The sequence below is a fragment of the Rhizobium sp. TRM96647 genome (assembly GCF_025780115.1).
Classification (GTDB): Bacteria; Pseudomonadota; Alphaproteobacteria; order Rhizobiales; family Rhizobiaceae; genus Mycoplana.
Window position 1 is genome coordinate 30,399 of sequence record NZ_JAOXHF010000007.1, and the last position, 26,036, is coordinate 56,434.

Here is a 26,036-nt window from a genome sequence, read left to right on the forward strand (position 1 = left end):
GGCTTCCGGCGGTGACAGATGACGGTCGAGCCGGTATGAGTCGCGATCGACGGTTCAGGACATCATTGGTTACATCGCCCGGGAAGAAGCAAGAGCATTGAAGCCTTCGGCCATCCCCTCCGCAGAAATCGAGGTCGCAGACGATCCGCAACACGGCTCGGTCTGGCGGCTCACGGGCGCGTGGCGGGCGCAGACGGCCGTCAGCGCGAAGCGCAGGCTCGATCAGCTCCAGGCGGGCAATTCCAACCAGGCGCTCCAGATCGACCTCAGCGGGATCGAGGGCATGGATACGGCCGGGGCCTGGCTCATCCGCCAGGCGATCGGCGAGCGGCAGGAGAAGGGCGCGCAGGTGGATCTCGTCGATCCGCAGGGGCGGTTTTCCGACCTGATCAATGCACTGCCCGCCGAAATTTCGGAGCCGGAGCCGGAGCGCGCCCCCCAGAGCCTGTTCGTCCGCTTCTTCACGCCGATCGGCCGCAACGTTGTGGAGATCTGGGGTGATCTGGTCGCGTCGATGTTCATCCTCGGCTCGGCGGTCCGCGGGGCACAGCTGAAGCTTGGCCGCCGCAGCGGCGTCTCGCCGGCGGCGATCATCAACCAGATCGACCGGATGGGCGTCAGGGCGGTGCCGATCATCGTTCTGATGTCGTTTCTGATCGGCGCGATCATCGCCCAGCAGGGCGCCTTCCAGTTGCGCTATTTCGGTGCCGAGGTGTTCGTGGTCGACCTCGTCGGCATCCTGCAGTTGCGCGAGATCGGCGTGCTCCTGACCGCGATCATGATCGCCGGCCGGTCGGGCAGCGCAATCACGGCCGAGATCGGCTCGATGAAGATGCGCGAGGAGATCGACGCGCTGAAGGTCATGGGGCTGTCGCCGGTCGGCGTGCTGGTGTTCCCGCGGCTGGTGGCGCTGACGATCGCCCTGCCGCTCCTGACCATCATCGCCAATTTCGCCGCCCTGCTCGGGGCTGCGGTGGTGGCCAATGCCTATTCGGGCATCACCTACGACACGTTCCTGTCGCGGCTGCGCGAGGCGATCGACATATCGACGATCGTGTCGGGAATGATCAAGGCGCCGTTCATGGCGCTGGTGATCGGCATCGTCGCCTCGGTGGAAGGGCTGAAGGTCGGCGGCAGCGCCGAATCGCTCGGCCTGCACGTCACAGCTTCGGTGGTGAAGTCGATCTTCGTGGTGATCCTGATGGACGGCCTCTTTGCCATGTTCTATGCGGCGATCGATTTCTGATGGGCGGGGCAGGCGTGGACGAGAGCGGGGTTACGGGCACAGGCGCCGGCAAGGAGGAAGCCGGGACGGACCGGGAAGTCATCCTGTCGGTCAAGGACCTGACCGTCGGCTTCGGCGACCATCTGGTGCTCGACAAGTTGAACCTCGATATCTATCGGGGCGAGATCCTCGGTTTCGTCGGCGCCTCGGGTGCCGGCAAGTCGGTGCTGATGCGCACGGTGCTTCGGCTTTTGCCGCGCCGCGGCGGGACGATCCACATCCTCGGCGCCGATTTCGACCAGGCGAGCGAGGCCGAGCGCCTGGCGCTGGACATGCGGCTCGGCGTGCTGTTCCAGCAGGGTGCGCTGTTCTCCTCGCTGACGGTTCTGGAGAACATCCAGGTGCCGATGCGCGAATATCTCGACCTGCCGCAGGCGATGATGGACGATCTGGCCCGGCTCAAGATCGAACTGGTCGGTCTTGCGCCCGAGGCGGCCGAGAAGTTTCCCTCCGAGCTTTCCGGCGGCATGATCAAGCGCGCCGCCCTTGCTCGCGCGCTGGCCCTCGATCCCGACCTCGTCTTCCTGGACGAGCCGACATCGGGCCTTGATCCGATCGGTGCTGCCGAATTCGATGAATTGATCGCCAAGTTACGAGACACCCTGGGGCTGACGGTCTATATGGTGACCCACGACCTGGACAGCCTGTTCTCCGTCTGCGACCGGATCGCGGTCCTCGGCAAGAAGCGGGTGCTGGTGGAAGGCACCATCGAGGACATGCTGGCCTTTGACGATCCCTGGGTGCAGTCCTATTTCAGGGGCAAGCGCGCGCGGTCCATCGTCCGAAACTGACGGGGCGGCTGGACGTGAGGGGCAGGGTACGGTTGAATTGACGGGTCCGGGGACCGATTCCCGGCTGTAGGATGTAGAGATTGTCGGGGCGGCGCAGGGTGCGCGTCTTCGACGAATGCGGGTGGACTGAGAGAACCATGGAGACCAAGGCCAACTACGCAATCGTCGGCTTCTTCACGCTGCTGGTCATCGCGGCCGCCTTCGGATTCGTCTACTGGATGTCGCAATACGGCCGCAGCGGCGAGATGGCGCCGCTCGCCATCCGCATCCCGGGCTCGGCGAACGGCCTCAGCGTCGGCTCGCCGGTCCGCTTCAACGGCATTCCCGTCGGTTCCGTGCGCAGCCTCGCCATCGATTCCGACGATCCGCGCTATTCGATCGCGCTGACGGAGGTGTCGACCGAGGCGCCCGTTAAGCAGTCGACGTCGGCAGTCCTCGAGGTGCAGGGGCTGACCGGGGCCGCTTATATCGAACTGTCCGGCGGCCGGGCGGAGGACCAGAACATCCTCAAGCTGGCGCTGGAATCCGAAGGCACGGCAGTGCTGATCGCCGAGCAGTCGAGCGTCACCAACCTGCTCGCCACCGCCGACAAGATCCTCAAGCGTGCCGACAGCGCGATTTCCGACGTGCAGGGCTTCGTCGCCGATGCTCGCGGGCCGCTGACGAACACGATCCGCAATGCCGAGAAATTCTCCGACGCGCTGACGCGCAACGCGGACAATATCGACAAGTTCCTGCAGAGCGTCGGCGGGCTTTCCGATACGTTCAGCAGCGTGTCCGGGCGGCTCGATTCGACGATGGCGGCGATCGATTCGCTGATCAAGGCGGTGGACGCCCAGAAGATCGACCGCGTGGTCTCGAACGTCGACAAGGTGACCTCCGACCTCGCCTCGGCCTCCGGGGACGTGAAGGGGACGATCGAGAGCTTCAAGCGGACGGCCGATACCTTCGAGGCCGTCGGCCGCAACGCCACGACCACGCTCGACAAGGTCGACAAGCTGGTGGCTGCCGTCGATACCCAGAAGGTGCAGCTGACGATCAACGACATCAACGCGGCCAGCGCGGACGCCCGCGAGGCGATCGCCTCGATCCGGCAGGTGGCCGACAGGCTCGGTGCGCGCCAGGAAGACATCGACCAGACCATCACCGACGTCCGCCAGATGGCGAGCAAGCTGAATGCGGCCTCGACGCGGGTGGACGGCGTGCTGGCCAAGCTCGACGGCTTCCTCGGCGAGGGCAACACGCAATCGCTCGTCACAGAGGCGAAGGCCACGCTGGAATCGTTCAAGCGGGCGGCGGATTCGCTGAACGCGCGGATCGGCCCGATCGCCGACAACCTGCAGCGCTTCTCCGGCGGCGGCCTGCGCAACGTCGAGGCGCTCGTCAGCGAGACGCGGCAGACGGTCCAGAGCCTGCAGAACACGATTTCCGACTTCGACAAGAATCCGAGCCGGCTGATCTTCGGTGGCGAGACCGTCAAGCAGTATGACGGCCGGACCCGGCGATAGCACGCAGGCGCAACCGCGCGCCTCTCGGCGTGCTGTGGTGGCGGACTGTGGCGGCAATTCCACAACCTTCGAAGCGATTGGCTTTCCTTGTGATTTGTGCCGTCCGTGAGCGGTGACAGCCCTGCGCGCCGCTGCTACAGATTGCACATCGGAGAGATTCGCACAGCATGACGACGAGTTCAGACAAGGCGCGGCGGGGTTACGGATGGGCGACGACAGTCGCCGTCGCACTGGTGTCGGCATCGGTCCTGTCCGCATGCGGGACCAAGGCGGTGAACGATACGTTCAGCCTGACCTCGGTGCCTGTGGTGGACGGGCCTTCGGCGCGCAACCGCCAGATCTTGGTGCCGGAGCCGACGGCGCTCAAGGCGCTCGGCAGCGACCAGGTCGTGGTGCGGCCGGCGACCTCCGAAATCCAGTATCTGGGCAAGGCCCAATGGGGCGATACCCTGCCGAAGATCGTGCAGTCGAAGCTGGTGCAGGCCTTCGAGGCGAGCGGCAAGCTCGGCGGCGTCGGCAAGCCGGGCGAGGGGCTGGCGATCGACTACCAGGTCCTGACCACGCTGCGCACCTTCGAGGTCCGCACGAACGGTCCCACGACCGCGGTGGTGGAGATCTTCGCCAAGATCGTCAACGACCGCAACGGCACGGTGCGGACCCAGCAGGTGTTCCGCGCCACGGCGCCGGTGAGCGGCCCCGGCAACACCGCCTTCGTCGCCGGCCTCGACGCGGCTTTTGCGAAGGTGACCGCCGATATCGTCGCCTGGACGCTCAGGTCCATCTGACGGCGCAGCCCGGCGCTCTGGTGCGAAGCACCGATCCCTGACGTTTGCAGGGACGCGTGCGGCTCCCCCATTTCTGTTCATGGACAAGCGAGTGTATCGCAGTCCTCCGGCCCGGCGGTTGGAGACGGGCCGGAGGTTCGTTGACGGGTTCGCGCGGGAGCATGCCGTTTCGGCGGCTACCCCGGAACGTGAGTCTCAGAGTCCGGTGGCGGCGATTTCCGCGTCGAGGCGGTCGCGCGCCTTCTTCGGCAGCTTCGCCGTCTTGACCGCCTCGGCATTGGCGGGGGCGTCATCGACCACGACGAGCGCGATCATGCCCATGCCGAGATGCGGCGTGCACTTGACGACATAGGCGCCGGACACGTCGAAGGTGACCTTGATGGTTTCGTTGATCTTGCCCTTGAACGGCTTGGCGCCCTCAGGGATGAGGTCCTTGACGCTTTCGGCGTTGTGGGACTTGTCGGTCGCGACGAAGGTGACGGTGTCGCCCTTGGCGATCTTCAGGGATGCCGGTTCGAAAACCATCGCCCCGTTCTGTCCCTTGTTCAGCATCTTGATTTCAAAGTCGGCGGCGGCGGCGGAACCGCCGAGAACGGCGGTGATGGCGAGGGCACCCGCCAGGGAACGAAGGATCATGCTCATGGTCTTTTTCTCCTGGTCCGGAAGCATCCGGCTTCTCCTGGAAGCAGGCGAGGCGGGCTCCGGAAACGCCCCTGATATAGCGCACCGGAGCGGCCGCTTCTGCACGCGACGGCTGCGGCATTCCTTCGCAGGTTGTGCGTAGCCGGGAGAGCCGCAGGGGCGGGGCATGCAACCGGCGTGTGCATAGGCTAATTCTTGCACTTGAAAACGGCCGGCACAGTGAATACGTCATTCATTCATTGTTAACCAACTGCCTTTTGATGGATCAATTTCGTGTTGCAGAGCCCAAAAGCCCGCCACTATCTCGCCGATCTCTATCCGGGCAACGAGACCGCCACCAACGAGCGCAAGGTCAATCTGGTCGCCCGCGCGCTGTTTCCGGCGCCGGGGTTGAAGTCGCTCCACAGCATACAGGTGCGTATCGTCCGGATTTCGGAGAGCGGCGCCTTGCTGGAATCGCGTGCGATCGACTATCTGCCGGATCACTTCTATCTCTGCTTCGGCGCGCGCGAGATCCTGATTACCTGCGCGAGGAAGTCTCTGGTGAAGGGCAGCGCCGCCGTCAGCTTTGCGCGAAACGAGAAGCCCGCCTTCATCGACGCACTGGCGCGGATCACCTTTCCTCTGGCGACGCTGAAGAAGCTCGGCGGCATCTGCCCGCTGGCGATCGAAGAGCGAATCACTCGGCCGGTCGCCACGAAATAGCGGCAGCGGGGCGGAGGTGCGCCTCGGACGATGCTCGGCTCCTGCACCATTCTGGTTCGCCTGGCGGGCCATTCGGGCCCGGGGTTGTGGGTGTCAATCTTTTGTTAACCCTGTCGGTCCCGCTTCCTGCGGTTCGGGTTGCGGCCCGCTGCGGTCATTCCTAACGCTACCCATCGCGGTAGTTAATTTTCTTTTCAGAGGAATGATGTGTCTTGAGCGATAATGGTGACGATAGTGAACGCGCATTCGCATGGGCTCCCTTCCAGGCAGGAGATTCCGGGCCTGATATGTCGGGCGGGAAAGACCCGCTGGGAGACGATCTGCCCTCCGGCGCCGCCCGCCAGGGCCAGGTGTTTCAAAGCGACCGGTCGGCGGACGCTTCCGTCTCTCGCCTGACCGAGGTGCCGCTTCACGTTGAGGCGGTGATCGGCGGCGTGAGCCTTTCGGTGGCGGACCTGACGCGCGTGCGCGAAGGGGATGCACTGGTGCTGGATCGCCGGTTCGGCGATCCGATCGAACTGCGCCTGAACGGACGCACGATCGGCTACGGCGAGATCGTCGCGGACAATGACGACAATCTGATCGGCATCCGGATGACCAAGCTGACGGGCATGCGGTAGGGCGTCGCCGGCCGGGCTTGCCCGGGCGGTCCCGCGTCCGCGCGCCAAAACGGCGCATCGTCGCACACTCCATGGCGGAGCGGGAACGGTCGCCACCTCTGCCGAACGTCGGAGCACTGGTGCAAAGACCCCCGAGACCGGCCGGCAGGAAATTCCCGGGCGATCATCTGCCAAACGAAAAGGGCCGCCTGCGCAGAGCGAAGGCGGCCCTTTCTCATTGATGCAAGCGCCTCAGTTGAAGCGGCCGGCCGCGTGGGCGAGCATGGTGTAGACCTTGCCGGTGTCCGAGGTCAGGTAGGACTGGGTCAGCACCTTGTCGCGGTCGTTGCGGGCCACGTCGGCGAGCAGCTTCTCGAAATCGCTGATGTAGCGGTCGACGGCGGTGCGGAACTCCGGCTCGCGCTCGTACTTGCGTTTGATTTCGTCGAAGGTCTGCTGGCCCTTGAGGGTGTAGAGGCGACGGGTGAAGACGTCGCGCTCGCCGCGCTGGTAGCGCCGCCACAGGTCGACCGAGGCGTCGTGGTCGATGGCGCGGGCGATGTCGACCGACAGCGAGTTCAGCGATTCGACCACATGGTGCGGGTTGCGCGTGTCGGTGCTGCGTTGCGGCTGGTTCTCTGCCCGCGGCTGGCCGAACTGCTGCTCCTCGCGCGAGGCGCCGCGCAGGAGATCGCGCATCCAGCCGCCACCTTCGGGCGCACGCGCCTGTTCGGTGATCTGCGAAGGCTGGGCCTCGCGGGCCGGCTGGGCCTCGCGGATTGTCGGGGCGGCCGGGCGTTCGATGCCGAGCGTTCCGCGCAGCGCCGGCGCGCTGTCTTCCTGGCGCTGCGGCGGCTGGGGTGCGGGCTGCGAGACCTGCTGGATCGCCTGGGCGACCGCCTGGGCGGCAGTCGGACGATGCTCGGCCGGCCGCGAGACCTCGAGGCTGTTGGCGGACTTGCCGATGATGTCGGACAGGTCCTGCAGCGCCTTGATCTGTTCGGCGACGGCGCGGCGCATGCTGGCCGCGTTTTCCTTCGCCTCTTCCGGCAGGTCGAAGGCACCGCGCTTCAGCTCGGTGCGGGTCTGGTCGAGCTCGCGGCGGATATCGGTCGCCGCGCGGCGGATCTCGTCGGTGGCGCCGGAGAACTTGCCGAGCGCGTCCTCGACCGCCTGGCGCAACTGCTCGCCCATCTGGCGGGTCGTGGCGTCGGACTTCTGGCCGGTCTCGGTCACGAGGCGATCGACGTCGGAGAGGGTCGCGCCGACACTGCCGCGCAGGCGGTTGGCAACCTCGCGGCTGCGCTCCTCCGCATTGGCGAAGGCGCCCTCGACGGCCTTGCCTGCCTCCTCGCCGGCTCGCGAGAGCGTGTCGCGGAGCGAGTTGGACGCGGACTGGGCGCGCTCCTCGGTCTCGCCCAGCAGGCGGCCGACATCGGCGAACGATGCCTGGATGCCGCTGCGCAGGTTGGCCGCGACCTGGTTCGAACGCTGCTCGGCGCGGGAGAAGGTCCCCTCGACCATGCCTTCCAGCGAACGCATGGCGTTCTCGATGTCTTCCGAGCGCTGGACGAGGCCGACGGACAGGTTGCGCAGCGCATCCTGGCGTTCCTCGAGCGTGCTGACGAGATTGGACTGGGCCGCGCCGAGGAGGTCGGAGGCCTGCGACAGGAGCTTGGAGTGATCCTCGAAGCGCCCGACGATGCCGCCGATCTGCGAAAGCGTGCCGCTGGAGATGTCCGAGAGGCGGTCGATCCTGCCTTCCAGCAGGCGCGACGCGGTCGAAACCATGTCGGCCGATGCGGTGAAGCGTTCGCTGGAGGTGCTGAGCTTCTCGTCGACCTGCGACAGGTTGGCCGTCGCCTCCTGGACGAGGGCGGAGATGGCGCTGTTGCTGCCGGACAGGCGCTCGATGAGGCTGAGGACGCTGCCCTGCAGGTCGGATTCGACCTGTTGCAGCGCGCTGGCGGCCTCCTGCGTCCGGCTGGCGATGGCGCCGAGCGTGTCGTTGGTGCGGGCGGAGATCGCTTCGAGCAGGGCGGCATTTTCCGAGCGCAGGCGCTCGCCGTTCTCCTGGGTGGCGGCCACGATGCGGTCCGCAGCCTCGCGACCCGTCGCCGCATATTCCTCGATGATCGGCTTTGCCTTCTCGTCGATCAGGCGGCCGAGCTCGGCCGAACGGCTCGACAGCATCGAGTTCAGCTCGCGGGTGCGCTCATCGAGCGTCGAGCGGATCGCGTTGCCGCGGGCGTCGAGCGCCTTCTCCATGTCGGTAAGGCCGGCGCGGATGGCCTGGCCGTGGCCTTCCAGGCGACCTTCGACCTCGGCGAAGCGGCTGAGCGTGCTGCCGGTCGTCTCCTCGACGGAGCGGGCGAAGGCCTCGTTGCGGGCGGCGAGCGCTTCCGTGAAGGCCTCGCCGGTCTTGGCGATGGTCTCGGCGGCGCGCTGCGCCTCGGAGCCCATGTCCTGGGCGGCGCGGGAAACCGCTCCGCGCAGCGACGTGCTCAGGCTTGCGAAATCCTCGCCGGTCTTGGCGAGCGACTGGGCCGAGCGAACGGCTTCGGCGTCCATGTCCTGCGCGGCCTGGGTGACCGCCTCGCGCAGGGTGTGCGCCAGGCCGGCCGCCTTGCCGTCGATGGTCCTGTGGACGTTCTCCAGGCCGATCGACAGCGCCTTGTCCATGGTGGACAGGCGTTCCTCGATCCGGCCGGTGCGCTCGTCGATCGTGCCGGCGATGCGGTTGGCCGCTTCCTCGGTGACGCGGTCGATCTCGGCGGTGCGGCCGGACAGGGTCGCGGCGATGCGCTCGGCGACGTTCTCGCTCGCGTGCTCCAGCGTGCCGATGCTGGTCGAAACGGCGAGGCCGAGGGCGTTGGCCGTTTCCGTCGAGGCGCGTTCGATCTGGTCGACATTGCCGGAGATGGCGAGGCTGATCGCGTCGGCCGACGACCGGGAGGCGCGCTCCAGGTCGCCGACGCTGCTGGCGACAGCGGTGCTGATGGTCTCGGAGGCATCGCTTGCGGCCCGCTCCAGGTCGCCGATGCGATCGGAGAGGGTCTCGGCGATCCGGTTTCCGGCGGAATCGACGAGGCCCGCCACATGCTCCACGCTATGCTGGATGCGGCCTTCGAGTGCGCCGAGATTGCTCTCGATCCGGCTACCGGTATCGTCGAGGCGGGTGTTGACGGTGTTCAGCGTCGCGTCCATGCGGCTGCCGAACGTATCGGCGGCACGGGCGATCTCGTCGGAGGTGGTGCTGAGGCGGTCGGCAATAGCGCCGGCGCCGTCGCGCATGCGCTTGTCGAGGGCCGCGGCACTGGTATCGATCGCCTTGCGGAAGTTCTCTTCCTGCTGTTCGAGGCTCATCTCCAGCATGCCGGCGCTGGTGGCGATCGAGGTGCCGATCGCGGTTGCCTGGTCGGAGAGGGTATCGGACAGCTGCTTCTGGCCATCGGCGATCGCGACGTTGATCGCGTTGATGCGGTCGTCGAGCGTCGAGCGGATCTGGTCGTGGGTGGTGACGAGCGAGCCGGCCAGTTCGGTGGCGCGCTCGGACAGGGTGCCGGCGATCTCGGCGGCGCGGCCGGAGAAGGCATCGGCGAACTCCGCGACCTGGCCGGAGAGCACGCCGCCGATCTGCCGGGTGCCCTCGGCGAGAACGCCTTCGACGCGGTCGGCCGCGGTGCGGACCGAGCCTTCGAGGGCGCCGCTCGTCTCGGTGAGCATGGTGGACAGGGCCGCCGTCCGTTCGGACAGGGCGGTGTCGATCCGGTTGTGGCTCGCCGCGATCGACGAGGTGATCTCGTCGGCCCGGGTCGCCAGCGCCTCCTCCATGCGGCTCTGGGCCGAATCGAGGCTGACGGCGAAGCCGAGCGTGCGGGTGTCGAGCGTGTCGATCAAGCGTTCCTCGCTGGCTGCCATGGTCGCCACGAGTTGGTCGGCCCGGGTGACGAAGCCGCTCTCGAGGCGCTCCTGTGCCTGCGACAGGCCGCCGATCAGGGCATCGGCACGCTGGTTCAGCGCCGACTGCATCTTCTCCTGTGCGTCGCTGAGCGAGCCGTGCATGCGCTTTTCGGCGTCGGACATGACGCCGCGCATCTGGTCGTGCGCGCCGTCGACGGATGCGCGGATCGAGGCCGCATGGTCCTTGACGGCGCTCTCGAACACTTCCTGGCCAGTACCCAGCGCCGTGGTCAGGGCGAAGGCCTGGTCGGTCAGCGTGGCGCCGATCCGTTCGATGCTGCTGTTGAGAATGCCCTCGATCGCCTCGTTGCCGCCGCTGACGGTTTCATTCAGGCGGCCGAGGCTTTCCATCAGCTTTGTGTCGAGCGAGCCGGCGCGCTGGTCGAACGCCTCGGCGAAGTCGACCAGCCGCTGGTCGAAGGCGCTTGCCACATGGCCGATCGTCGCCTGCAGCTTCTCGTCGAAGAAGCCGGAGCGGAGATCGAGGTCCATGATCGTGTCGTCGGTCGCGTTCTTGAGGTTCTGGCGGAACTGCGCGCCCTTTTCGTCCAGCGTCGCGTTCATCGTCTGGATGACGTCGTCGAGGCCGCTGGTGATGGCCTGCTGGCCGACCGTCAGGCTCTCGCTGATCTCGCGCGTGCGGGCGATCAGGGTTTCGTTGAGCTGGCGCGCGCGCTCGTTGAGCGCGGCATTGAGCTTTTCCGTGTTCGCGTCGAGCGAGGAGGCGCGGGTCTCGAACTGGTTCAGCAGCGTCTGGCCCTGCCGTTCGAGCGCCTCGGACAGGCCTTCGAGGCGGCTGTCGAATTCGTTCGCCAGCGCGAAGCCGGAGGAATTGAGCGTCGACAGCAGCGAATCCGTGCGGGCGGAGAGCATGGCGCCGATCGTCTGGGTGGCGCCGTCCGATTTCTCCATCAGCATCGCGGCCCGGGTGTCGATCATCGAGGCGAAGGCCTCGCCGGAGGTGGCGATGCGGGTGGCGATGTTCTCGCTCGCCGCTTCCAGGTCGTGCCGCAGCTGCTCGTTGGCTCCGGAGATCGTGGTGCGGATGCGCTCGGAATGGTTGACGATCGCCTCCCGCTCGGTTCCCAGTTCCTGCACGAGCGTGCGCACGCGGATCTCGTTGTCGGCGTAGCTGCGCTCAAGCGCGTTGACCTCGGAATGGACCAGGGTCTCGAGTTCGGTGGCACGCGCGATGGTGCGCTCGATGCCCTCGTTCATGGCGGAGACTTCGCGGCGGACGGCCTGGCCGACCGACATGATGCGTTCGGAGGCGACCGTTTCCGGCTCTGACAGGCGAAGGGCGACCTCGGCCATGGAGCGGGCGGCATTGCGCAGCTCCTGGGCGCGCGAAATCATCGTGGCGAAGGCGAAGAAGAGCATGATCGGCATGACGATCGCGACCAGCATGCCGATCGCGCCCGGCAGGGCGACGAGGTCGGCGACGGAGCGGATCTGCCAGATCTGCGGTGCATAGAGAAGGTTGGCGACGCCGACGCCGCCGATCACCCAGAGCGCCGAAATGATCGCCGCCATGCGGATGGCGGACCGGCTGGAACGCATCTCCAGCGTCCGCAGGATGGCGGCCGGCGACTTGCGCGAGGCGTCGTTGGCGGGCGTGAAGGCCGGGCTCTTCGGCGCGGGTTCGGGCGCGCTCTTGCGTTCGGGCTTGTCGGTTTTGTCGGGCTGTGCGGATGCGCGCGCCGTCGGCTTCGCGCCGCCTTCGGGGCCGCTGGCGGCAGCCGCTTCGTTGGCGGCGTTCGCGGGTGTCGCCGGTGCGAGATCGTCGAAGTCGATCTTCAGCGCTTCCTCAAGGGCCTGGAAAGCGGTGTCGTCGATCGACTCTGTGGTTTTCTTCGTCGCCATGCGAATACGCCTCGTTACATTGTACGGACGCTTTCCGGATGGGCCTGCCGCCAGCACAGGTTACCGGATCGCTTCCGATCGCGACGGCGCCCGGGCAGAGGCATCATGCCGACTGCGGGGCGGAACCGTCACTTCCTACTCCAAACGCGTTTGATAACCCCAAATCCTAAAGGCGCGTTACCCCAGGACACGGTTATCCACCAGGACCGGTCGCCGGTTCGGCACAATCCGTCCCTGATCGTATCGTAGTGACACATTCCCGTGTTCCACACAATTGACAGGCCCGCCGGCAGGCGCGGTTCCTAACAGAAAGTTAACGGCGATCCCCCCGGTATCATAGCGGAAAGACAGGAAAATCCCACATTTGGGTTACCGTTAACCATAGTTGGCGATTCTGGCCGCGATCGGTGCGGGATTTACTTCCTTCGGCGGGTCTCGGGACCACAATCGCCACCCGGTGGCGCAGGTTGCCGGGCGAGAGGCGTCCGGCCCGCATGGCGCCGTGCAACCCGCCCCGGGGAGGGCAAAGCCGATGAAGTCGCAGCCGATCGATCTCGAACACCTGTCCCGCCAGACCATGGGCGACCAGGAGGTGGCGGGCGAGGTGCTCGATCTCTTCGTCCGGCAGGCCGGCCGCTGCCTGGCCGAACTCGGCGCCGGTGGCGAGGATGAGGCCCAAAAGGCGGTCGCGCATCGCCTGCTGGGGGCTGCGCGGGGGATCGGCGCCGATGGCGTCGCCCGTGCGGCGCAGGCGCTGGAGGCCCGGCCGGCGGATGCCGGCGCGCTGGCCGCCCTGCGGATCGCCGTCGCCGAGGCCGAGGAATTCATCGCCGGCCTGGACCGCTGAGCCTGCCGGAATGCGTCGCCGTCGTCGGGGCGCAGACCGGCGGCGCGGCGGCGGATGAAGCGGACCCATCGCTGCTGGCGCTGTTGACTGTCCCTGGGATTTGTTGGAAGTAACCGGCAACGTGCAAACGCGCCCGACAGAGGGCGTTTGATGCAGATATTGAACAATCTCGTTCCGGAAATACACGATGACCAAACTTACGATCGTCGCATTCGATGGCACACCTCATGACCTGGAGGTCGCCAACGGTTCCACGGTGATGGAGAATGCGGTGCGCAATTCCGTCCCCGGGATCGAGGCGGAGTGCGGCGGCGCCTGCGCCTGCGCCACCTGTCATGTCTATGTCGACGATGCCTGGACCGCTGCAGTCGGCACGCCGGAGGCGATGGAAGAGGACATGCTCGACTTCGCCTACGACGTGCGGCCGACTTCGCGGCTGAGCTGTCAGATCAAGATGTCCGATGCGCTGGACGGGCTCGTGGTCCACGTTCCCGAGCGTCAGGGCTGATCGCAAGGCCGCGATCGCCGGCCGTTTCGGCCGGTGCGCGGCGGTGAGGAACGGTGAGGGGATGGCGAACCGCGGAAATGCCGATGTCCTGATCGTCGGAGCCGGCCCGGCCGCGCTGTTTGTGATCTTCCAGCTCGGCATCTACGGCTTTCGCTGCCATCTCGTCGACCGTCTGGACCGCGCCGGCGGCCAGTGCGCGGTGCTCTACCCCGACAAGCCGATCTACGACGTTCCCGGCTTTCCCGAAATCAACGGCGGCGAGCTGACGGAGCGACTGATGCGGCAGGCCGCGCCGTGCGCCCCCCGGTTCACCTTCGGACGCTCGGTCGTCGCGCTTGCGGCGACGGACGGCGGCGCCTGGCGGGTCGGCCTTGACGACGGTACGCCGATCGATGCGGGCTGCGTGATCCTTGCCACCGGGCTCGGACTGTTCGACAGGCCGCCCGGGGCATCCGCGGAAGAGCTCGTTCCCGGGCCCGTGGCGCAATGGCCGCTGGAGCGGAGCCGCGGCGGCATTGGCGTCGATCCGTCGACGTTCCAGGCTGCGCACGTCCAGACCGCGCAGCAGGGCCTCTTTGCGATCGGCGATGCCTGCGACTATCCGGGCAAGGTGAAGCTGATCCTGTCGGGCTTCCACGAGGCGGCACTGGCAACGCAGGAGATCCGCAGGCATCTCACCGGCAAGCGGCCGACGGTCGCCTACTCCACCACGTCGAAGCGCGTGCGCGAGCGTCTCGGGCGCGGCTGATCCGGATCATGGCTTTGAGGGGCAAAAAAGTGCCTCGCCGTCCGATGGACAAGCGAGGCGAGGAGGGCGCATCGCTAGCGGGCGAGGGAGGTTACACCTGCTGCATAAAGGGGACGCGCCAGGAGAAACTGCTGCATTTGCGACAGGGAAGTCTGTCTCAAGAACCTGTCATAAAGTTGCAATATAGATAGGCCGATTCCCGGCGCCGCGCCATCGCTAGATTTCACCATTCATTTGTGGTGGAAGGCTTTTCTGTTTGGCAACCCCTGGGATATACATCCGCCGCGCTTGCCGATTGGCCGGAGCTATTTCGACCGTTCCAGTCGATGGGTGAGGAGGCGCAGCATGCGCTCGTTGAAATTGTAGGATTCGACCCGGTCGAAGCGCGCCTGGTCCTTGTCATGCGCCTCCACCGCCGCCGCGGTGACGCGATCCACCTTCGCCTGGAGGCGGTCGCAATCCTTGTCCGGCCGCAGCGCCTTCAACTGCTTTTCCAGGTCGCGCGCATGGTTGCGGGCGATCTCGGCGTGGCGTTCCTCGTGCCGCTTGATGTCGCTCGAGAGCGTGTCCCACACCAGCCCGAGCGACTTGCTGGCGGTGCGGCGATGCTTCCAGCGCGGCAGGATGATGTTGGTGGACAGCGTCACCTTGGCATCGCCGACGTGGCATTTGCCGCCCCGCCTGACATAGGTGACGGAGCCGCCGAAGCGGATGCGTGTGGCGCCGGGATGGCGCGAGCCGGTGTTCTTCATCTTCGGACCGCGCTTGCTGAGCTCGTCGTCGAGTTCCGCCGCGGTCTTGCCGCCGACGGAGAAGTAGGAAAACGTCTTGTTGGTGAGGGTTTCCGCACGGGCGGTCGCTGCAGTGGCTGAAACGATCAGGAGCAGAAGGAGCGTCTTGGCGATGGCTGGCATTGTCTTCCTCGAGGTCCGCTCCATTTTGCGGACTGGTCCGGTGCAAGTCTAGGCTAGTTTGTTGCGAAATGGTTTAACGCAGGCGATGAAACCGCTTCCGGCCCGGGATGGCAAAGGCGGTTGAACTCGCCACGAGGTTCGGGCATAGCCCTGTCATGTGGCGCGGCGCTTTCCTGCGGTGTGCGCGCCCGCTGCCGATGGATGGTCCCATGTATTCTGCCTTTGCCCCGTTCCAATGGTCGCTTGCGCACGGTCGCAGCCTGCTACTGGGGCCTCAAGGCCTGATCATGGCGATCGTCAACGTCACCCCCGATTCCTTTTCCGATGGCGGCCTGCATGACACGGCGGCCAAGGCCATCGAGCATGCCCGCTTCTGTCTCGCGCAGGGTGCGCACATCGTCGACATCGGCGGCGAGTCCACCCGGCCGGGGGCGGCCATGGTCTCCGCCGCCGAGGAACAGGACCGGGTGCTGCCGGTGATCGAGGCGCTGGCGCGGGACGGCGAGGCGGCAATTTCGATCGACACCTATCGCGCCGAGACGGCCCGGCTGGCGGTGGCGGCTGGTGCGCACATCGTCAACGACGTGCATGGGCTGCAACGCGAACCGGCGATTGCCGGTATCGCGGCCGAGACGGGCGCGGGCCTGTGCATCATGCACACCGGCCGCGACCGCGAAAAGCTGCCCGACGTCATCGAGGACCAGTTCGCCTTCCTGGAGACCTCGCTTGCGATCGCCCATGATGCGGGCGTCGCCGACGAGACGATCGTGCTGGACCCCGGCTTCGGCTTTGCCAAGAACACCGAGGAGAACATTGCGCTGATGGCGCGCTTCGAGGAACTGCAGCGCTTTGAGCGGCCGTTGCTTGCCGGCACCTCGCGCAAGCGCTTCATCGGGTCGGTGACAGGGCGGGACACCGTCGAGCGCGACGTCGGCACGGCGGCGACGACGGTGCTGCTGCGGCTGGCAGGCGCGGCGATTTTCAGGGTGCACGATGTCGCATTCAACAGGGATGCGCTGCTCATGGCGGATGCTATGGTGGAGGCGCGGCTCGGGCGTGCAGCGCGCGCCGGCGATTGAGGACATAGCGGACATGACCACGACCTACACCATCACGATGAAGAACTGCGCCTTCTTCGCCCGGCATGGATTGCACGACGCCGAGGAATTTCTCGGCCAGCGCTTCTTCGTCGATGCGGAACTGGAGGTGGCGCCGTCCAGGCCGCTTTCGGACGACCAGATCGGCTCGACCGTCGACTATGGCGTCGCCTTCCAGGAGATCGAGGCGATCGTGACGGGGCGGCGACGTTTCCTCATCGAGGCGCTGGCCCAGGAGATCGCGACCGCGCTCTGTACCCGCTTTCCGCAGATCCGGCGTGCCCGGATCTCCGTCCGCAAGCCGAATGCGCCGGTCGTCGGCGTTCTCGACTATGTGGAGGTGACGGTCGACCATGCCGTCTGAACCCCTTCGCCATCGTGCAGCGCTGGGACTCGGGGGCAATATCGGAGATCCCGTGGCCGCGATGCGCCAGGCGCTGGCCGGGCTCGACGCCCGCGCCGACTGCGCGGTGACCGCGGTCTCCCGCCTCTACCGGACTCCACCCTGGGGCAAGACCGACCAGGCCTGGTTCTTCAACGCCTGCGCGCTGGTCGAGACCGCGCTTTCGCCGGAAGACCTGCTGGAGGCCTGCCTATCGATGGAGCGCGAGATGAAGCGGGAGCGCATCGAGCGCTGGGGGCCGCGCACGATCGACATCGACATCCTGACCTATGACGATCTGGTGCAGGCCGGCGAGAGGCTGGAAATTCCCCATCCGCGCATGACCGGACGCGGGTTCGTGCTGATGCCGCTTGCCGACATCGCCCCGGACGCGATCGTGCAGGGCAGGGCTGTGTCGTCCTGGCTGGCGGCGGCGGATGTCGGGGGCATCGAGCGCGTCGGCGATGACGGCAACTGGTGGCGGGCCGGCTAGCGCGCGTCCGTGCGCGCGGTTCGGCAACAAGGGCGACCCGCCGAATTCGGTCCTACTTGATCGAGCCGACCGCCATGGTATCGACCTTGCGGTTGAGCGACAGTCCGATGACGGGGATCATCTGGTCCTCGACCTTCACCGAGATGGTGATGTTCATGGTGTTGTCGTCCTGCAGGCGCGCGATCATCGCGCCGTTCAACTTCTGCCGGTTGATGGCGACGACGACCTTGTCGCCGGAGACCTTGCCGGAGAGGATGTCGAGGCCCTTGCCGGCCGCGCCGTCGAGGAACTTGCCCTTGTAGGTGCCGCCGGCGCGGGTGATCAGCGCCGACATCGGCTGCTTGAACACGCCGACGCGGCAATGGCCGTCGAGCTTGATGCCCTCGCCGCCGGCCGCCGCCGGGTCGCCGCTGAGGTTGCAGGTGAATTTCGTGCCCTTGTACTTACCGGCGACGATCTCGCCAGGACCCTGCCAGGTGCCGCTGACCTGGTCGAAGAAGGCCCTGTCGTTCGGGGCAGCCTGGACCGGGCTTGCGACGGTGGTTGCGGCGAGGAGTGCCGCTGCGATGCCGCGGGCGATCAAAGAGGTGCGCGAGTACATGAACGATCCTTGACGGGCTGGTCTGTTGGTCGCGTTCAGCCTTGCGCTAAAATGGTTAATGAAGGGTTTCCCGCCTGTGCCCGACGACCTGTTTTGGAGCGGGCCGCAGGGTTTCTCCACCGCTTTGGCGGTGGCGTCACGACGGGTCCTTGCCCTTGCCGCCGAGCGCGCCGGGTGCGAGGTCGGAGAGGAAATCGCCGATGCCCGGCCGCTTCAGCGCCCGGAACGGCATCGGCCGGCACAGGTCCATGGCGGCGATGCCGATGCGCGCCGTCATCAGGCCGTTGATGACGCCTTCGCCGAGGCGGGCGGAGAGTTTCGAGGCGAGGCCGTGGCCGAGCACCTGCTGGACAAGGCTGTCGCCGACGGCGATCGAGCCGGTGACGGCGAGATGGGCGATCACGTCGCGCATCAGCCGCAGCATGCCGAGGCTGCCCGGCCGCCCGCCATAGAGCTCGGCCATCGCCCGGATCAGCCGGCTGCTTTCGAAGAGGACGTAACCGAGGTCCACGAGCGCGCGCGGCGAGACGGCGGTGACGATCGAGACGCGCTTCGATGCGGCGAGGATCAGCGCCCGGGCCTCGCGGTCGAGCGGCGCGAGCATCTCCCGCTCCGCAAGGTCCAGAAGATGCGGGCCGTCGATGATGTCGCCCTCGGTCTCCTTCAGCCGGGTGCGGCCGCGCGCGGTCTGCGGGCGATCGGCAAAAAGATGCAGCAGGCGCGCGATTACCTTGCGGGCGGGGGCTGCGGCCGGTGCTGCGGCCGCCTCGAGCGTCTCCTGCTTGATGTCCTGGACGACCGCCAGCCGGCGCAGGCCGAAAAGCTCGCGGGCGACGACGCCGAAGAGGGCCGCGACGCCGATCCCGGCGGCACCCGCGGCCAGGTAGCCGAGCCAGTCGCTGCGGGCGAAGAGATCGCGGATCAGGCTGTCCAGCCAGAGCCCCAGCGCCAGCGACACCAGGATGCCGAAGGCGGTCGCGGCGATGCCGCCGAGCGTCAGCCGCCGGCGGCGCGGCTGCGCTTCCTCGACGGCCGGCAGCAGGGCCGGGTCGATCGTCGTCGCCGCAAAGGGATCTTCCGCATCCGTCGTGAGAACGACGCCCTCGTCGAATTGCGCGGGCGCGCGCGGAACCGTCCGGGCGGGGCGATCCGGCCCTTTCGGTTCGTCGGGGAGCTGGAAGGCCGCGGGGCGCCTGCCGTTTGGACGCTTGTCGTTCATGCCAGCCGGTCTCCGATCAGATACTGCATCGCGCGGTCGAGCCTGATGTGAGGGATCGAGAGCTTGAGCTCGCCGCCGGGGGCTTCCATCTCCGGCGGACGGAAGCGGACGAAATTGAGGGTGGGGGCGAGAGGAGCCTGCGAATCTGATTCAACGGCTTGAAAAAGTGAATCCGGATTCTCCGGCAAGTCCCCGGGAAATATGGCCGTTTTCCGGTTGCCGTCGAAGGTCTCGCCGTCGATGGTCTCGCCGGCGATCGGCGTGCCGACGATGACGGGCAGCGTCGCTCCGTCCTGCCGCACCGTCGCCTCGCGGGTGGCGCGGACGGAGGCGAGCGCCATGACCTCGACGCCCGCGCCGGAAAGGCCGATGCGGGCGATGGCGCGCTCGACGAGCCGCCGGGTCAGTGCCTCCAGGTGCGGATGGCTTTCGTGGTGCAGGTGATCCGCCTTGGTCGCCGCCACCACCACCCGGTCGATTCGCCGGGTCAGGAAGGAGGAGAGGAAGCCGTTGGCGCCGGGTCGGAAGCAGGCCATGACGTCACCGAGCGCGCGCTCGAGGTCCTGCACCGCCTCAGCACCGCGATTGACGGCCTGGAGCGCGTCGATCAGCACGATCTGCCGGTCGAGCCTGGCGAAATGCTCGCGGAAGAACGGCTTGACCACATGCGTCTTGTAGGCCTCGTAGCGCCGCTCCATCATCGCCCAGAGCGACCCCTTGGGGGCGCGGCCTTCCGGCAGGTTCGGCAACGGCGCGAAGGTCAGCGCCGGCGAGCCCTCGAGGTCGCCCGGCATCAGGAAACGGCCGGGCGGCAGGGTGGAGAGCGAGCGCTCGTCGGACTTGCACGCCCTCAGATAGGCGGTGAAGGCGTCGGCGAGCCGACGGGCATCGCCTTCGTCGGCGGCAGAGCGCGGATCGAGGAGGCCGTTCGCGGCGCGCCAGCCGGCGGAGAGGACCCTGCGGATGCCCGACTGCGCCAGCCCGACCGTGGCGGCGCTGAATTCGCGATAGTCCTGGCCGAGCAACGGCAGGTCCAGCAGCCATTCGCCGGGGTAGTCGACGATATCGACGGAAAGGCGCCCGGGCGACCACAGCCTGTTCCAGCCGCTGGCGCTCTCATAGTCGAGCGTCAGGCGCAACTGCGAGATGGCGCGGGTCGAATCGGGCCACAGGCGATCGCCGATCAGCGCACGGATATGGTCCTCGTACTGGAAGCGCGGTACGGCATCGTCCGGCTGCGGTTCCAGCCGGACGCGGGAGATCCGGCCCGAGCGCATCGGCTCGAACAGGGGCAGGCGGCCGCCGTTCAGGAGATTGTGGACCAGCGAGGAAATGAACACCGTCTTCCCCGCGCGCGAAAGGCCCGTCACGCCGAGCCGGATGGTGGGATTGACGAAGCTGGCGGCGCGATCGCCGAGATTGTCGAGGGCGATCAGCGCATCGTCTGCAAGGGTGGTGAGGGTCGGCAATCGCATTTCCCGCTTCGGTCAGGTCCAGTTGCGATATAGGTCGCGGCCCCGGCCGGAAAAAGACGAGGCGGTGAAATTGGCAAGGTGCCGTGTCTCAATGGCCCGAGCGCGGCGTCATGAAGCAGGAAAGCCGGCCGCCGGTATAGCTCCGGTCGCTCGGCTTCATGTCGAAGTCGATCGTCGCCAGGCCCGCGGTCGGGAAACCGTTCGGGGCGGCGGCGTCGGCGACGGGCTGGCCGACGACCAGCCGGAAGAATTCCTCCACCATCGGATTGTGGCCGACGATCAGGATGGAGGCCTCCGTTCTCTCGGCGAAGGCCACCTCCGCATAGGTATCGACCGAGCCGCGGTAGAGCGTGTCGACATATTCGATCGGCAGGTCCTCGCCGAAGGCGCGGCGCAGCGGCTCGGCGGTCTCGCGGCAGCGGACGGCGGTGGAGGAGACGACGAGCTGCGGCTGGTAGCCCTGGTCGGCCATTTCCGCGGCGATCAGCTCGGCCTCGGCATAGCCCTGGTCGTCGAGCGCCCGGTCGAAATCGGAACTTCCGGGGGCCGCCCAGCCGGCCCGGGCATGCCGCAGGAGGAAAAGTCGATAGACCCCAGTCGTCACCGTTGCCAAGCGTGAGCCCCCTTCGTCGCGAATGCTTCCTGCAAAGCCGTTTTCCATGGCCGTGCGGCAAAGATCAACCGAATTCGCCGGGGAGGCAAGCCAGGCAATCGAATTGGCCGCTCATCCGTTACTTGGGAAGATACCCGGATATTGCTTGCCCGGATCGCAACGAAGGCGGGTACGGAGAGAGCCGTCTATCGCACAGGCTGCCGGTAGGCCCAAGGGCGCCGGGCGGTGCGGCCCGGCGCGGCAGATGCCGGGAAGGGTCGGAACGCACGATCGTTATGTTGATGAAATATTAGCCGGATAGTCTCCGAAATGGGCAGATTCAAAATTCGGTGTGGCAAGTTTTGGCAGGCTTGAATCAGCCCATTCAGAGGGATATACAGCGCCCTTGAGATGTTCTTCAGGAGAATCGCGTTGAGTGAGAAGATCGATCTTAGTACCTTTGTCCTCAATGAAGACGAAGAATTCATGAGTGCCAGCCAGCGTGCATACTTCCGAGCGAAGCTTAACGCATGGAAGAACGACATTCTGCGCGAAGCGCGCGAGACGCTCGACCATCTGGCCGAAGAAAGTGCCAACCATCCGGACCTCGCCGACCGGGCTTCTTCCGAAACCGACCGTGCCATCGAACTGAGAGCCCGCGACCGGCAGCGCAAGCTGATCTCCAAGATCGACGCGGCCCTGCAGCGGCTCGATGAGGGCACATACGGCTATTGCGAGGAAACCGGGGAGCCGATCGGCCTGAAGCGACTGGACGCCCGTCCGATTGCGACCCTGTCGATCGAGGCCCAGGAGCGCCATGAGCGCCGCGAGAAGGTCTATCGTGACGAGTGATCGTCGCCGGGGGTCGTGATCCCGGGCGGCGATGCCCGCCGGGAACATGGTCCGGGCCTGGCATGGCTGCCATTGCTGGCGCCGTTTGAAACATCTGGCCTGCCGGCACCGTTCGGCAGGCCTTTTTTGTGCGTGGGATCGTACACCGTTCGAGGTCGGCGCCCGGACGAGTTGCTGACGCGCCTTGCGAGCGGAGCGCCGGAACAGGTCCTCAGGGCTTGCGGTTGGCGGAGAGTTCGCCGAGCAGCCTGCTCATTTCCGCCTCGGTTTCCTCGCGGGTCTTCGGCTGCTCGCCGGCCGGCTCGATTCGCAAGGCGGTGGCGCCGGGCCGGGTCGGGGATGGCGCAATCTCGGCCTCGAGCATCTTCTCGAATTCGCTGACGAGGGCGGCGTTGTCCGGCACGCTGCGCTGCGGCAGTCCGGCGGAGGCCCTGGCGGGGTTCCGGCCGGTATCGCCCACGGCCGTGACCTGTTCGCTGCCGATGCCGACCGGGTTGGTCAGGACACGGTCGCGGGCGCGGTCGAGCGCATCGATGGCATCGCGTTCGACGGGCGAGGGCGCCGGGGTGGCGGCCGGGACGGCACGCGCGACCGGCAGTTCCTGCGGCGGCGCAGGGCGCGCCGATGGTGTGACGGGGGCAGTCGGCGAAGCGGTCTCCCCTCCGTAAAGCACGCTGCCCATCGAGGAAATGCGGCTTGCCGGCGGCGGTTCGGCCGGCGCTGCTGTGGTGTGGCGCGCCGCGGGGACGGGCATGGGGATGGCGACCGGCGTGGGTACGGCCGGCGGCTCGATGGTGGCTCTCGGCGCAGGCGTCACGGTGGCGTCAGCGCGTTCGGCGGCCGCGGCCGGAACCGTGTGGACTGGGGCGGAGGGGGCCGGTTCGTCGGCCGCTTCGGTGACGGCGTTTCGGGACAGGGGCTGCGCTGCCGGCGCCTGTTCCGGCTGGTCGGCCGGTGCGGCGCTGACGATGCGGCTTTCGACGACGATGTCGGTCGGGCCGCCGATCATCAGGAGATGCTCGACGTCGTCGCGCCTGACGAGCACGAGCCGGCGACGGGTGTCGACGGCGGCCGCATCCAGCACCGACAGCCGCGGCTGCCGGTTGCGCCCGCCACGGATGAAGGGCGAGGAGGGACGGCGGCGGACGATCCAGAGCACCAGCGCCAGGCAAGCCAGGCCGAGCAGAACGGCCAGCGCGGCCACCAGGAACTTCGTGCCGTGTTGAGCGAGGATCTCATCGAACATGAAGGTCTACTCCTTGGCGAGAGGTTGCGTTCATTTGACGGCTTTTTTCGGGCCCGCACAAGCGCTGCGGCGGGCCTGTCGTGTACCGGCTGGGGGCGGGCGGCGCAACCGTTCGTGGCAGACAGGGGGTGCTGCCGGGATATTCCCTGTGAATTGGGGCCTTCCGCTTTCATTCCATTGCTTTTTGGGTTTCCCTCAAAACGCTAATAGTGATTCTGCACATGGCTGACGCGTCGCGCGGCCTTTGCGAATTCAGGCCAAGAGAGAGGGCGATGTCCAAGATCCGGCAGGACGTTCAGTATCACGCGCCGATCGTCGAGCGGAGCAGCCGCCCGGGCGTGATCCTGCGGATCGTGCTGCTCGCGATCGTGCTCACCGCATCGGCGGGCGCCTTCATCGTCTTCAAGAACCAGCTCGACAACGAGTTCGTGCTCGGCCTGCTCGGCGTGCTGGCGATGGTTGGCATCTTCTTCTTCGTCTCGGCGATGATCGGCTTCATCGAGATCATGCCGGCCTCGCGCCCGGACGAGCTCTCCCGCACCTTCGTCGACAGCCAGCCCGAAGGCACGCTGATCACCGACCGCAAGGGCCGCATCGTCTATGCGAACGCGGCCTATGGCGCCCTGACCGGGGCCACGCGCGAGAACGAGGCGCAGACGCTGGAGACGCTTTTCTCGCGTGACCGGGAGGCGACCGAATCGGTCTACCGGCTGACCAACGGACTGCACGAGGGCAAGGAGGGGGCCGAGGAATTCCGCCTGCTGAAGCCCCTTGCCGCTGCGGCCGGCGGCGGTGCCCGCTGGTATCGCCTGAAGGCGCGTGTGTTGCCCAGCCGCGAGAGCGGCGGTCCCGCTCTCTATGTCTGGCAGATCGCCGACATCACCTCGGAGCGCGACGATCAGGAGCGCTTCTTCAAGGAATTGCAGAACGCCATCGACTATCTCGACCATGCGCCGGCCGGCTTCTTTTCCGCCGGCCGCATGGGGGAGATCGTCTATCTCAACGCCACCCTTGCCGACTGGCTCGGGATCGACCTGACGAAATTCCACGCCGGGCAGCTTTCGATCGGCGACCTCGTTGCCGGCGAGGGGCTGGCGCTGGTGCAGTCGGTGCAGGCCGAGGCGGGGTCGAAGAAGACGGAAATGCTCGACCTCGACTTGCGCAAGTCGAACGGCCAGAGCCTGCCCGTTCGCCTGGTCCACCGGGTCAGCGCCGCGCGCGACGGGGCGCCGGGCGACAGCCGGACGATCGTCCTGGCCCGCGATGCGGCCGACGACGGCGACCAGTCCGCCTCCGCCGCGACGATGCGCTTCACCCGCTTCTTCAACAACACGCCGATGGCGATCGCGTCTGTCGACGGCGAGGGCCGGATCCTGCGCACGAACGCGCCGTTCCTCAGGCATTTTTCGGGTGTCGTCTCGCGCGACGAGATCGACAGGGGCGCGCGGCTGGAGGCGATCGTCCATCCGAGCGACAGGCTGCGGCTGGAGGCGGCGCTCGAGGCGGCGCGGGACAGGCAGGGAGACATCGCGCCGATCGATTCGCTGCTTCCGGGCGACGACGGCCGGCATTTCCGCTTCTATGTGAACGCCGTCATCGACCAGTCCGACCAGGCGCCGGAAGAGGCCGCGATCGTCTATGCCGTCGAGATTACCGAGCAGAAGGCGCTCGAAAAGCAGATGGCCCAGACGCAGAAGATGAACGCAGTGGGGACGCTCGCCGGAGGGATCGCCCACGACTTCAATAACGTCCTGACCGCCATCCTGCTGTCGTCCGACCACCTTCTTCTCTCCGCCCGCCCGTCGGATGCGAGCTTCGCCGACCTGATGGAGATCAAGCGCAACGCCAACCGCGCCGCCGTGCTCGTGCGCCAGTTGCTGGCGTTCTCGCGCAAGCAGACGATGCGGCCGACCGTGCTGCAGATGACCGACGTGATCGGCGACCTGCGCATGCTGGTCGACCGGATGACGGGCACGAACGTCAAGATCGAGGTCGACTACGGCCGCGACCTCTGGTCGGTGAAGACCGATCTCGGCCAGTTCGAGCAGGTGCTGATCAATCTCGCGGTCAATGCCCGCGACGCCATGCCCGATGGAGGCACGATCACTTTCCGTACCCGCAATGTCGCAGCCGGCGAGGTCTCAGCGCTCGGCTATCGCGAACTGCCGGTACAGGATTACGTCGAGATCGACGTGGTCGACCAGGGCACCGGCATTCCGCCGGAGATCCGCGACAAGATCTTCGAGCCCTTCTTCACCACCAAGGAGGTCGGAAAGGGCACCGGCCTCGGCCTGTCGATGGTCTATGGCATCATCAAGCAGACGGGCGGTTACATCTTCGTCGATTCGGAACTCGGCGAGGGCACCACCTTCCGCATCTTCATGCCGCGGCAGGTCGAGGAGATCGTCGTGGCCGAACCCGCGCCGGACGGCAGCCAGGACGTGTCCGCGGCACCTGCCGCTCCGGTGGCAGCGCCGCCGCAGGAGCCGCGCGACCTTACCGGCGGCTCGGCCGTCGTCCTTCTCGTCGAGGACGAGGAGGCGGTTCGCCGCGGCGGCAAGCGGATGCTGGAGACGCGCGGCTATACCGTGCACGAGGCGGGTTCCGGCGTCGAGGCGCTCGACATCATGGACGAACTCGGCGGCGCGGTGGACATCGTCGTCTCCGACGTGGTGATGCCGGAGATGGACGGCCCGACGCTTCTGACGGAACTGCGCAAGCGCTATCCCGACCTGAAGTTCATCTTCGTCTCCGGTTATGCCGAGGATGCGTTTGCCCGCAATCTGCCCGCCGACGCCAAGTTCGGCTTCCTGCCCAAGCCGTTCTCGCTCAAGCAGCTTGCCGAGGCCGTGCGGGAGATGCTGGACGGGTAGGCCTGCCGTCCCGCCCTCGACCGGGGGGACGTCAGGCTCTGCCCGGAA

The 26,036-nt window shown here is 66.8% G+C and carries 22 protein-coding genes; 14 read left to right on the top strand and 8 right to left on the bottom strand.

The features are described 5' to 3' along the window. Positions 1–112 precede the first annotated feature (112 nt). The 4 genes from OCK02_RS14285 (at position 113) to OCK02_RS14300 (ending at position 4,369) form a co-directional block, all read left to right on the top strand. Positions 113–1,246, top strand: coding sequence for an ABC transporter permease (locus OCK02_RS14285; protein ID WP_263813855.1), 1,134 nt, complete (start codon positions 113–115; stop codon positions 1,244–1,246). Next, positions 1,246–2,076: an ABC transporter ATP-binding protein gene (locus tag OCK02_RS14290; protein ID WP_263813648.1), complete on the top strand. Its 831-nt coding sequence runs from the start codon at positions 1,246–1,248 to the stop codon at positions 2,074–2,076. Before OCK02_RS14285 ends, OCK02_RS14290 begins: the two co-directional genes overlap by 1 nt. 137 nt (positions 2,077–2,213) lie before the next feature. Then, positions 2,214–3,584, top strand: coding sequence for an MlaD family protein (locus tag OCK02_RS14295; RefSeq protein ID WP_230805226.1), 1,371 nt, complete (start codon positions 2,214–2,216; stop codon positions 3,582–3,584). 167 nt (positions 3,585–3,751) lie between these two features. Further along, positions 3,752–4,369 (top strand): ABC-type transport auxiliary lipoprotein family protein, encoded by a 618-nt coding sequence (locus tag OCK02_RS14300; RefSeq protein ID WP_263813649.1) that lies wholly within the window; start codon positions 3,752–3,754, stop codon positions 4,367–4,369. A gap of 195 nt (positions 4,370–4,564) precedes the next feature. Here OCK02_RS14300 and OCK02_RS14305 read toward each other — a convergent pair whose 3' ends face one another. Beyond that, positions 4,565–5,011 carry a pseudoazurin gene (locus tag OCK02_RS14305; RefSeq protein ID WP_412178833.1) on the bottom strand — a complete coding sequence of 149 codons (447 nt, stop codon included), beginning with the start codon at positions 5,009–5,011 and terminating at the stop codon, positions 4,565–4,567. Positions 5,012–5,284: 273 nt separating this feature from the next. Here OCK02_RS14305 and OCK02_RS14310 point away from each other — a divergent pair, with 273 nt between their 5' ends. Then, the gene (locus OCK02_RS14310; RefSeq protein WP_263813650.1) at positions 5,285–5,716 is read left to right on the top strand and encodes a hypothetical protein; all 432 of its coding nucleotides are present in this window, start codon (positions 5,285–5,287) and stop codon (positions 5,714–5,716) included. 287 nt (positions 5,717–6,003) lie between these two features. Then, entirely contained in the window at positions 6,004–6,336 is a 333-nt protein-coding gene (locus tag OCK02_RS14315) for a FliM/FliN family flagellar motor switch protein (protein WP_263813651.1), read from the top strand. A 231-nt stretch (positions 6,337–6,567) separates the two neighbouring features. Here the strand turns inward: OCK02_RS14315 and OCK02_RS14320 are convergent, their stop codons facing one another. Further along, a complete protein-coding gene (locus OCK02_RS14320) occupies positions 6,568–12,141 on the bottom strand; it encodes a hypothetical protein (protein ID WP_263813652.1) in 5,574 nt (1,857 codons plus the stop codon). Positions 12,142–12,673: 532 nt separating this feature from the next. On the opposite strand from OCK02_RS14320, the gene OCK02_RS14325 reads away from it, so the two are divergent. From OCK02_RS14325 to OCK02_RS14335, 3 genes are all read left to right on the top strand, one after another. Continuing rightward, positions 12,674–12,988: an Hpt domain-containing protein gene (locus tag OCK02_RS14325; protein WP_263813653.1), complete on the top strand. Its 315-nt coding sequence runs from the start codon at positions 12,674–12,676 to the stop codon at positions 12,986–12,988. 187 nt (positions 12,989–13,175) lie between these two features. Next, complete coding sequence (locus tag OCK02_RS14330; RefSeq protein WP_230805240.1) at positions 13,176–13,496, top strand: 2Fe-2S iron-sulfur cluster-binding protein; 321 nt, start codon at positions 13,176–13,178, stop codon at positions 13,494–13,496. Positions 13,497–13,557: 61 nt separating this feature from the next. Next, complete coding sequence (locus OCK02_RS14335; RefSeq protein ID WP_263813654.1) at positions 13,558–14,244, top strand: NAD(P)/FAD-dependent oxidoreductase; 687 nt, start codon at positions 13,558–13,560, stop codon at positions 14,242–14,244. Positions 14,245–14,549: 305 nt separating this feature from the next. Here the strand turns inward: OCK02_RS14335 and OCK02_RS14340 are convergent, their stop codons facing one another. After that, positions 14,550–15,158, bottom strand: a complete 609-nt coding sequence (locus OCK02_RS14340; protein ID WP_230805244.1) for a DUF922 domain-containing Zn-dependent protease — start codon at positions 15,156–15,158, stop codon at positions 14,550–14,552. 209 nt (positions 15,159–15,367) lie between these two features. Here OCK02_RS14340 and folP point away from each other — a divergent pair, with 209 nt between their 5' ends. The 3 genes from folP to folK are packed head-to-tail and all read left to right on the top strand — an operon-like array spanning position 15,368 to position 17,130. Then, a complete protein-coding gene (folP, locus tag OCK02_RS14345; RefSeq protein WP_263813655.1) occupies positions 15,368–16,237 on the top strand; it encodes a dihydropteroate synthase in 870 nt (289 codons plus the stop codon). Positions 16,238–16,250: 13 nt separating this feature from the next. Beyond that, positions 16,251–16,619: a dihydroneopterin aldolase gene (folB, locus tag OCK02_RS14350; protein ID WP_263813656.1), complete on the top strand. Its 369-nt coding sequence runs from the start codon at positions 16,251–16,253 to the stop codon at positions 16,617–16,619. Next, complete coding sequence (folK, locus tag OCK02_RS14355) at positions 16,609–17,130, top strand: 2-amino-4-hydroxy-6-hydroxymethyldihydropteridine diphosphokinase (RefSeq protein WP_263813657.1); 522 nt, start codon at positions 16,609–16,611, stop codon at positions 17,128–17,130. Before folB ends, folK begins: the two co-directional genes overlap by 11 nt. A gap of 52 nt (positions 17,131–17,182) precedes the next feature. Here folK and OCK02_RS14360 read toward each other — a convergent pair whose 3' ends face one another. The 4 genes from OCK02_RS14360 to OCK02_RS14375 form a co-directional block, all read right to left on the bottom strand. Then, the gene (locus OCK02_RS14360; protein WP_263813658.1) at positions 17,183–17,731 is read right to left on the bottom strand and encodes a hypothetical protein; all 549 of its coding nucleotides are present in this window, start codon (positions 17,729–17,731) and stop codon (positions 17,183–17,185) included. A gap of 136 nt (positions 17,732–17,867) precedes the next feature. Continuing rightward, on the bottom strand, positions 17,868–18,950 hold the full coding sequence (locus tag OCK02_RS14365; protein WP_263813659.1) for a YcjF family protein: 1,083 nt from the start codon (positions 18,948–18,950) through the stop codon (positions 17,868–17,870). Then, positions 18,947–20,419, bottom strand: coding sequence for a YcjX family protein (locus tag OCK02_RS14370; protein WP_263813660.1), 1,473 nt, complete (start codon positions 20,417–20,419; stop codon positions 18,947–18,949). The genes OCK02_RS14365 and OCK02_RS14370 overlap by 4 nt, the downstream gene beginning before the upstream one ends. A 94-nt stretch (positions 20,420–20,513) precedes the next feature. Beyond that, positions 20,514–21,038, bottom strand: coding sequence for a SixA phosphatase family protein (locus OCK02_RS14375; RefSeq protein WP_412178834.1), 525 nt, complete (start codon positions 21,036–21,038; stop codon positions 20,514–20,516). 411 nt (positions 21,039–21,449) lie between these two features. On the opposite strand from OCK02_RS14375, the gene dksA reads away from it, so the two are divergent. Beyond that, the gene (gene dksA, locus OCK02_RS14380; protein ID WP_230805258.1) at positions 21,450–21,869 is read left to right on the top strand and encodes an RNA polymerase-binding protein DksA; all 420 of its coding nucleotides are present in this window, start codon (positions 21,450–21,452) and stop codon (positions 21,867–21,869) included. A gap of 211 nt (positions 21,870–22,080) precedes the next feature. On the opposite strand, the gene OCK02_RS14385 is transcribed toward dksA, so the two are convergent. Continuing rightward, entirely contained in the window at positions 22,081–23,115 is a 1,035-nt protein-coding gene (locus OCK02_RS14385; RefSeq protein ID WP_263813661.1) for a flagellar biosynthetic protein FliO, read from the bottom strand. A gap of 272 nt (positions 23,116–23,387) precedes the next feature. On the opposite strand from OCK02_RS14385, the gene cckA reads away from it, so the two are divergent. Further along, entirely contained in the window at positions 23,388–25,988 is a 2,601-nt protein-coding gene (gene cckA, locus OCK02_RS14390) for a cell cycle histidine kinase CckA (protein ID WP_263813662.1), read from the top strand. The last annotated feature ends 48 nt before the right edge of the window (positions 25,989–26,036 follow it).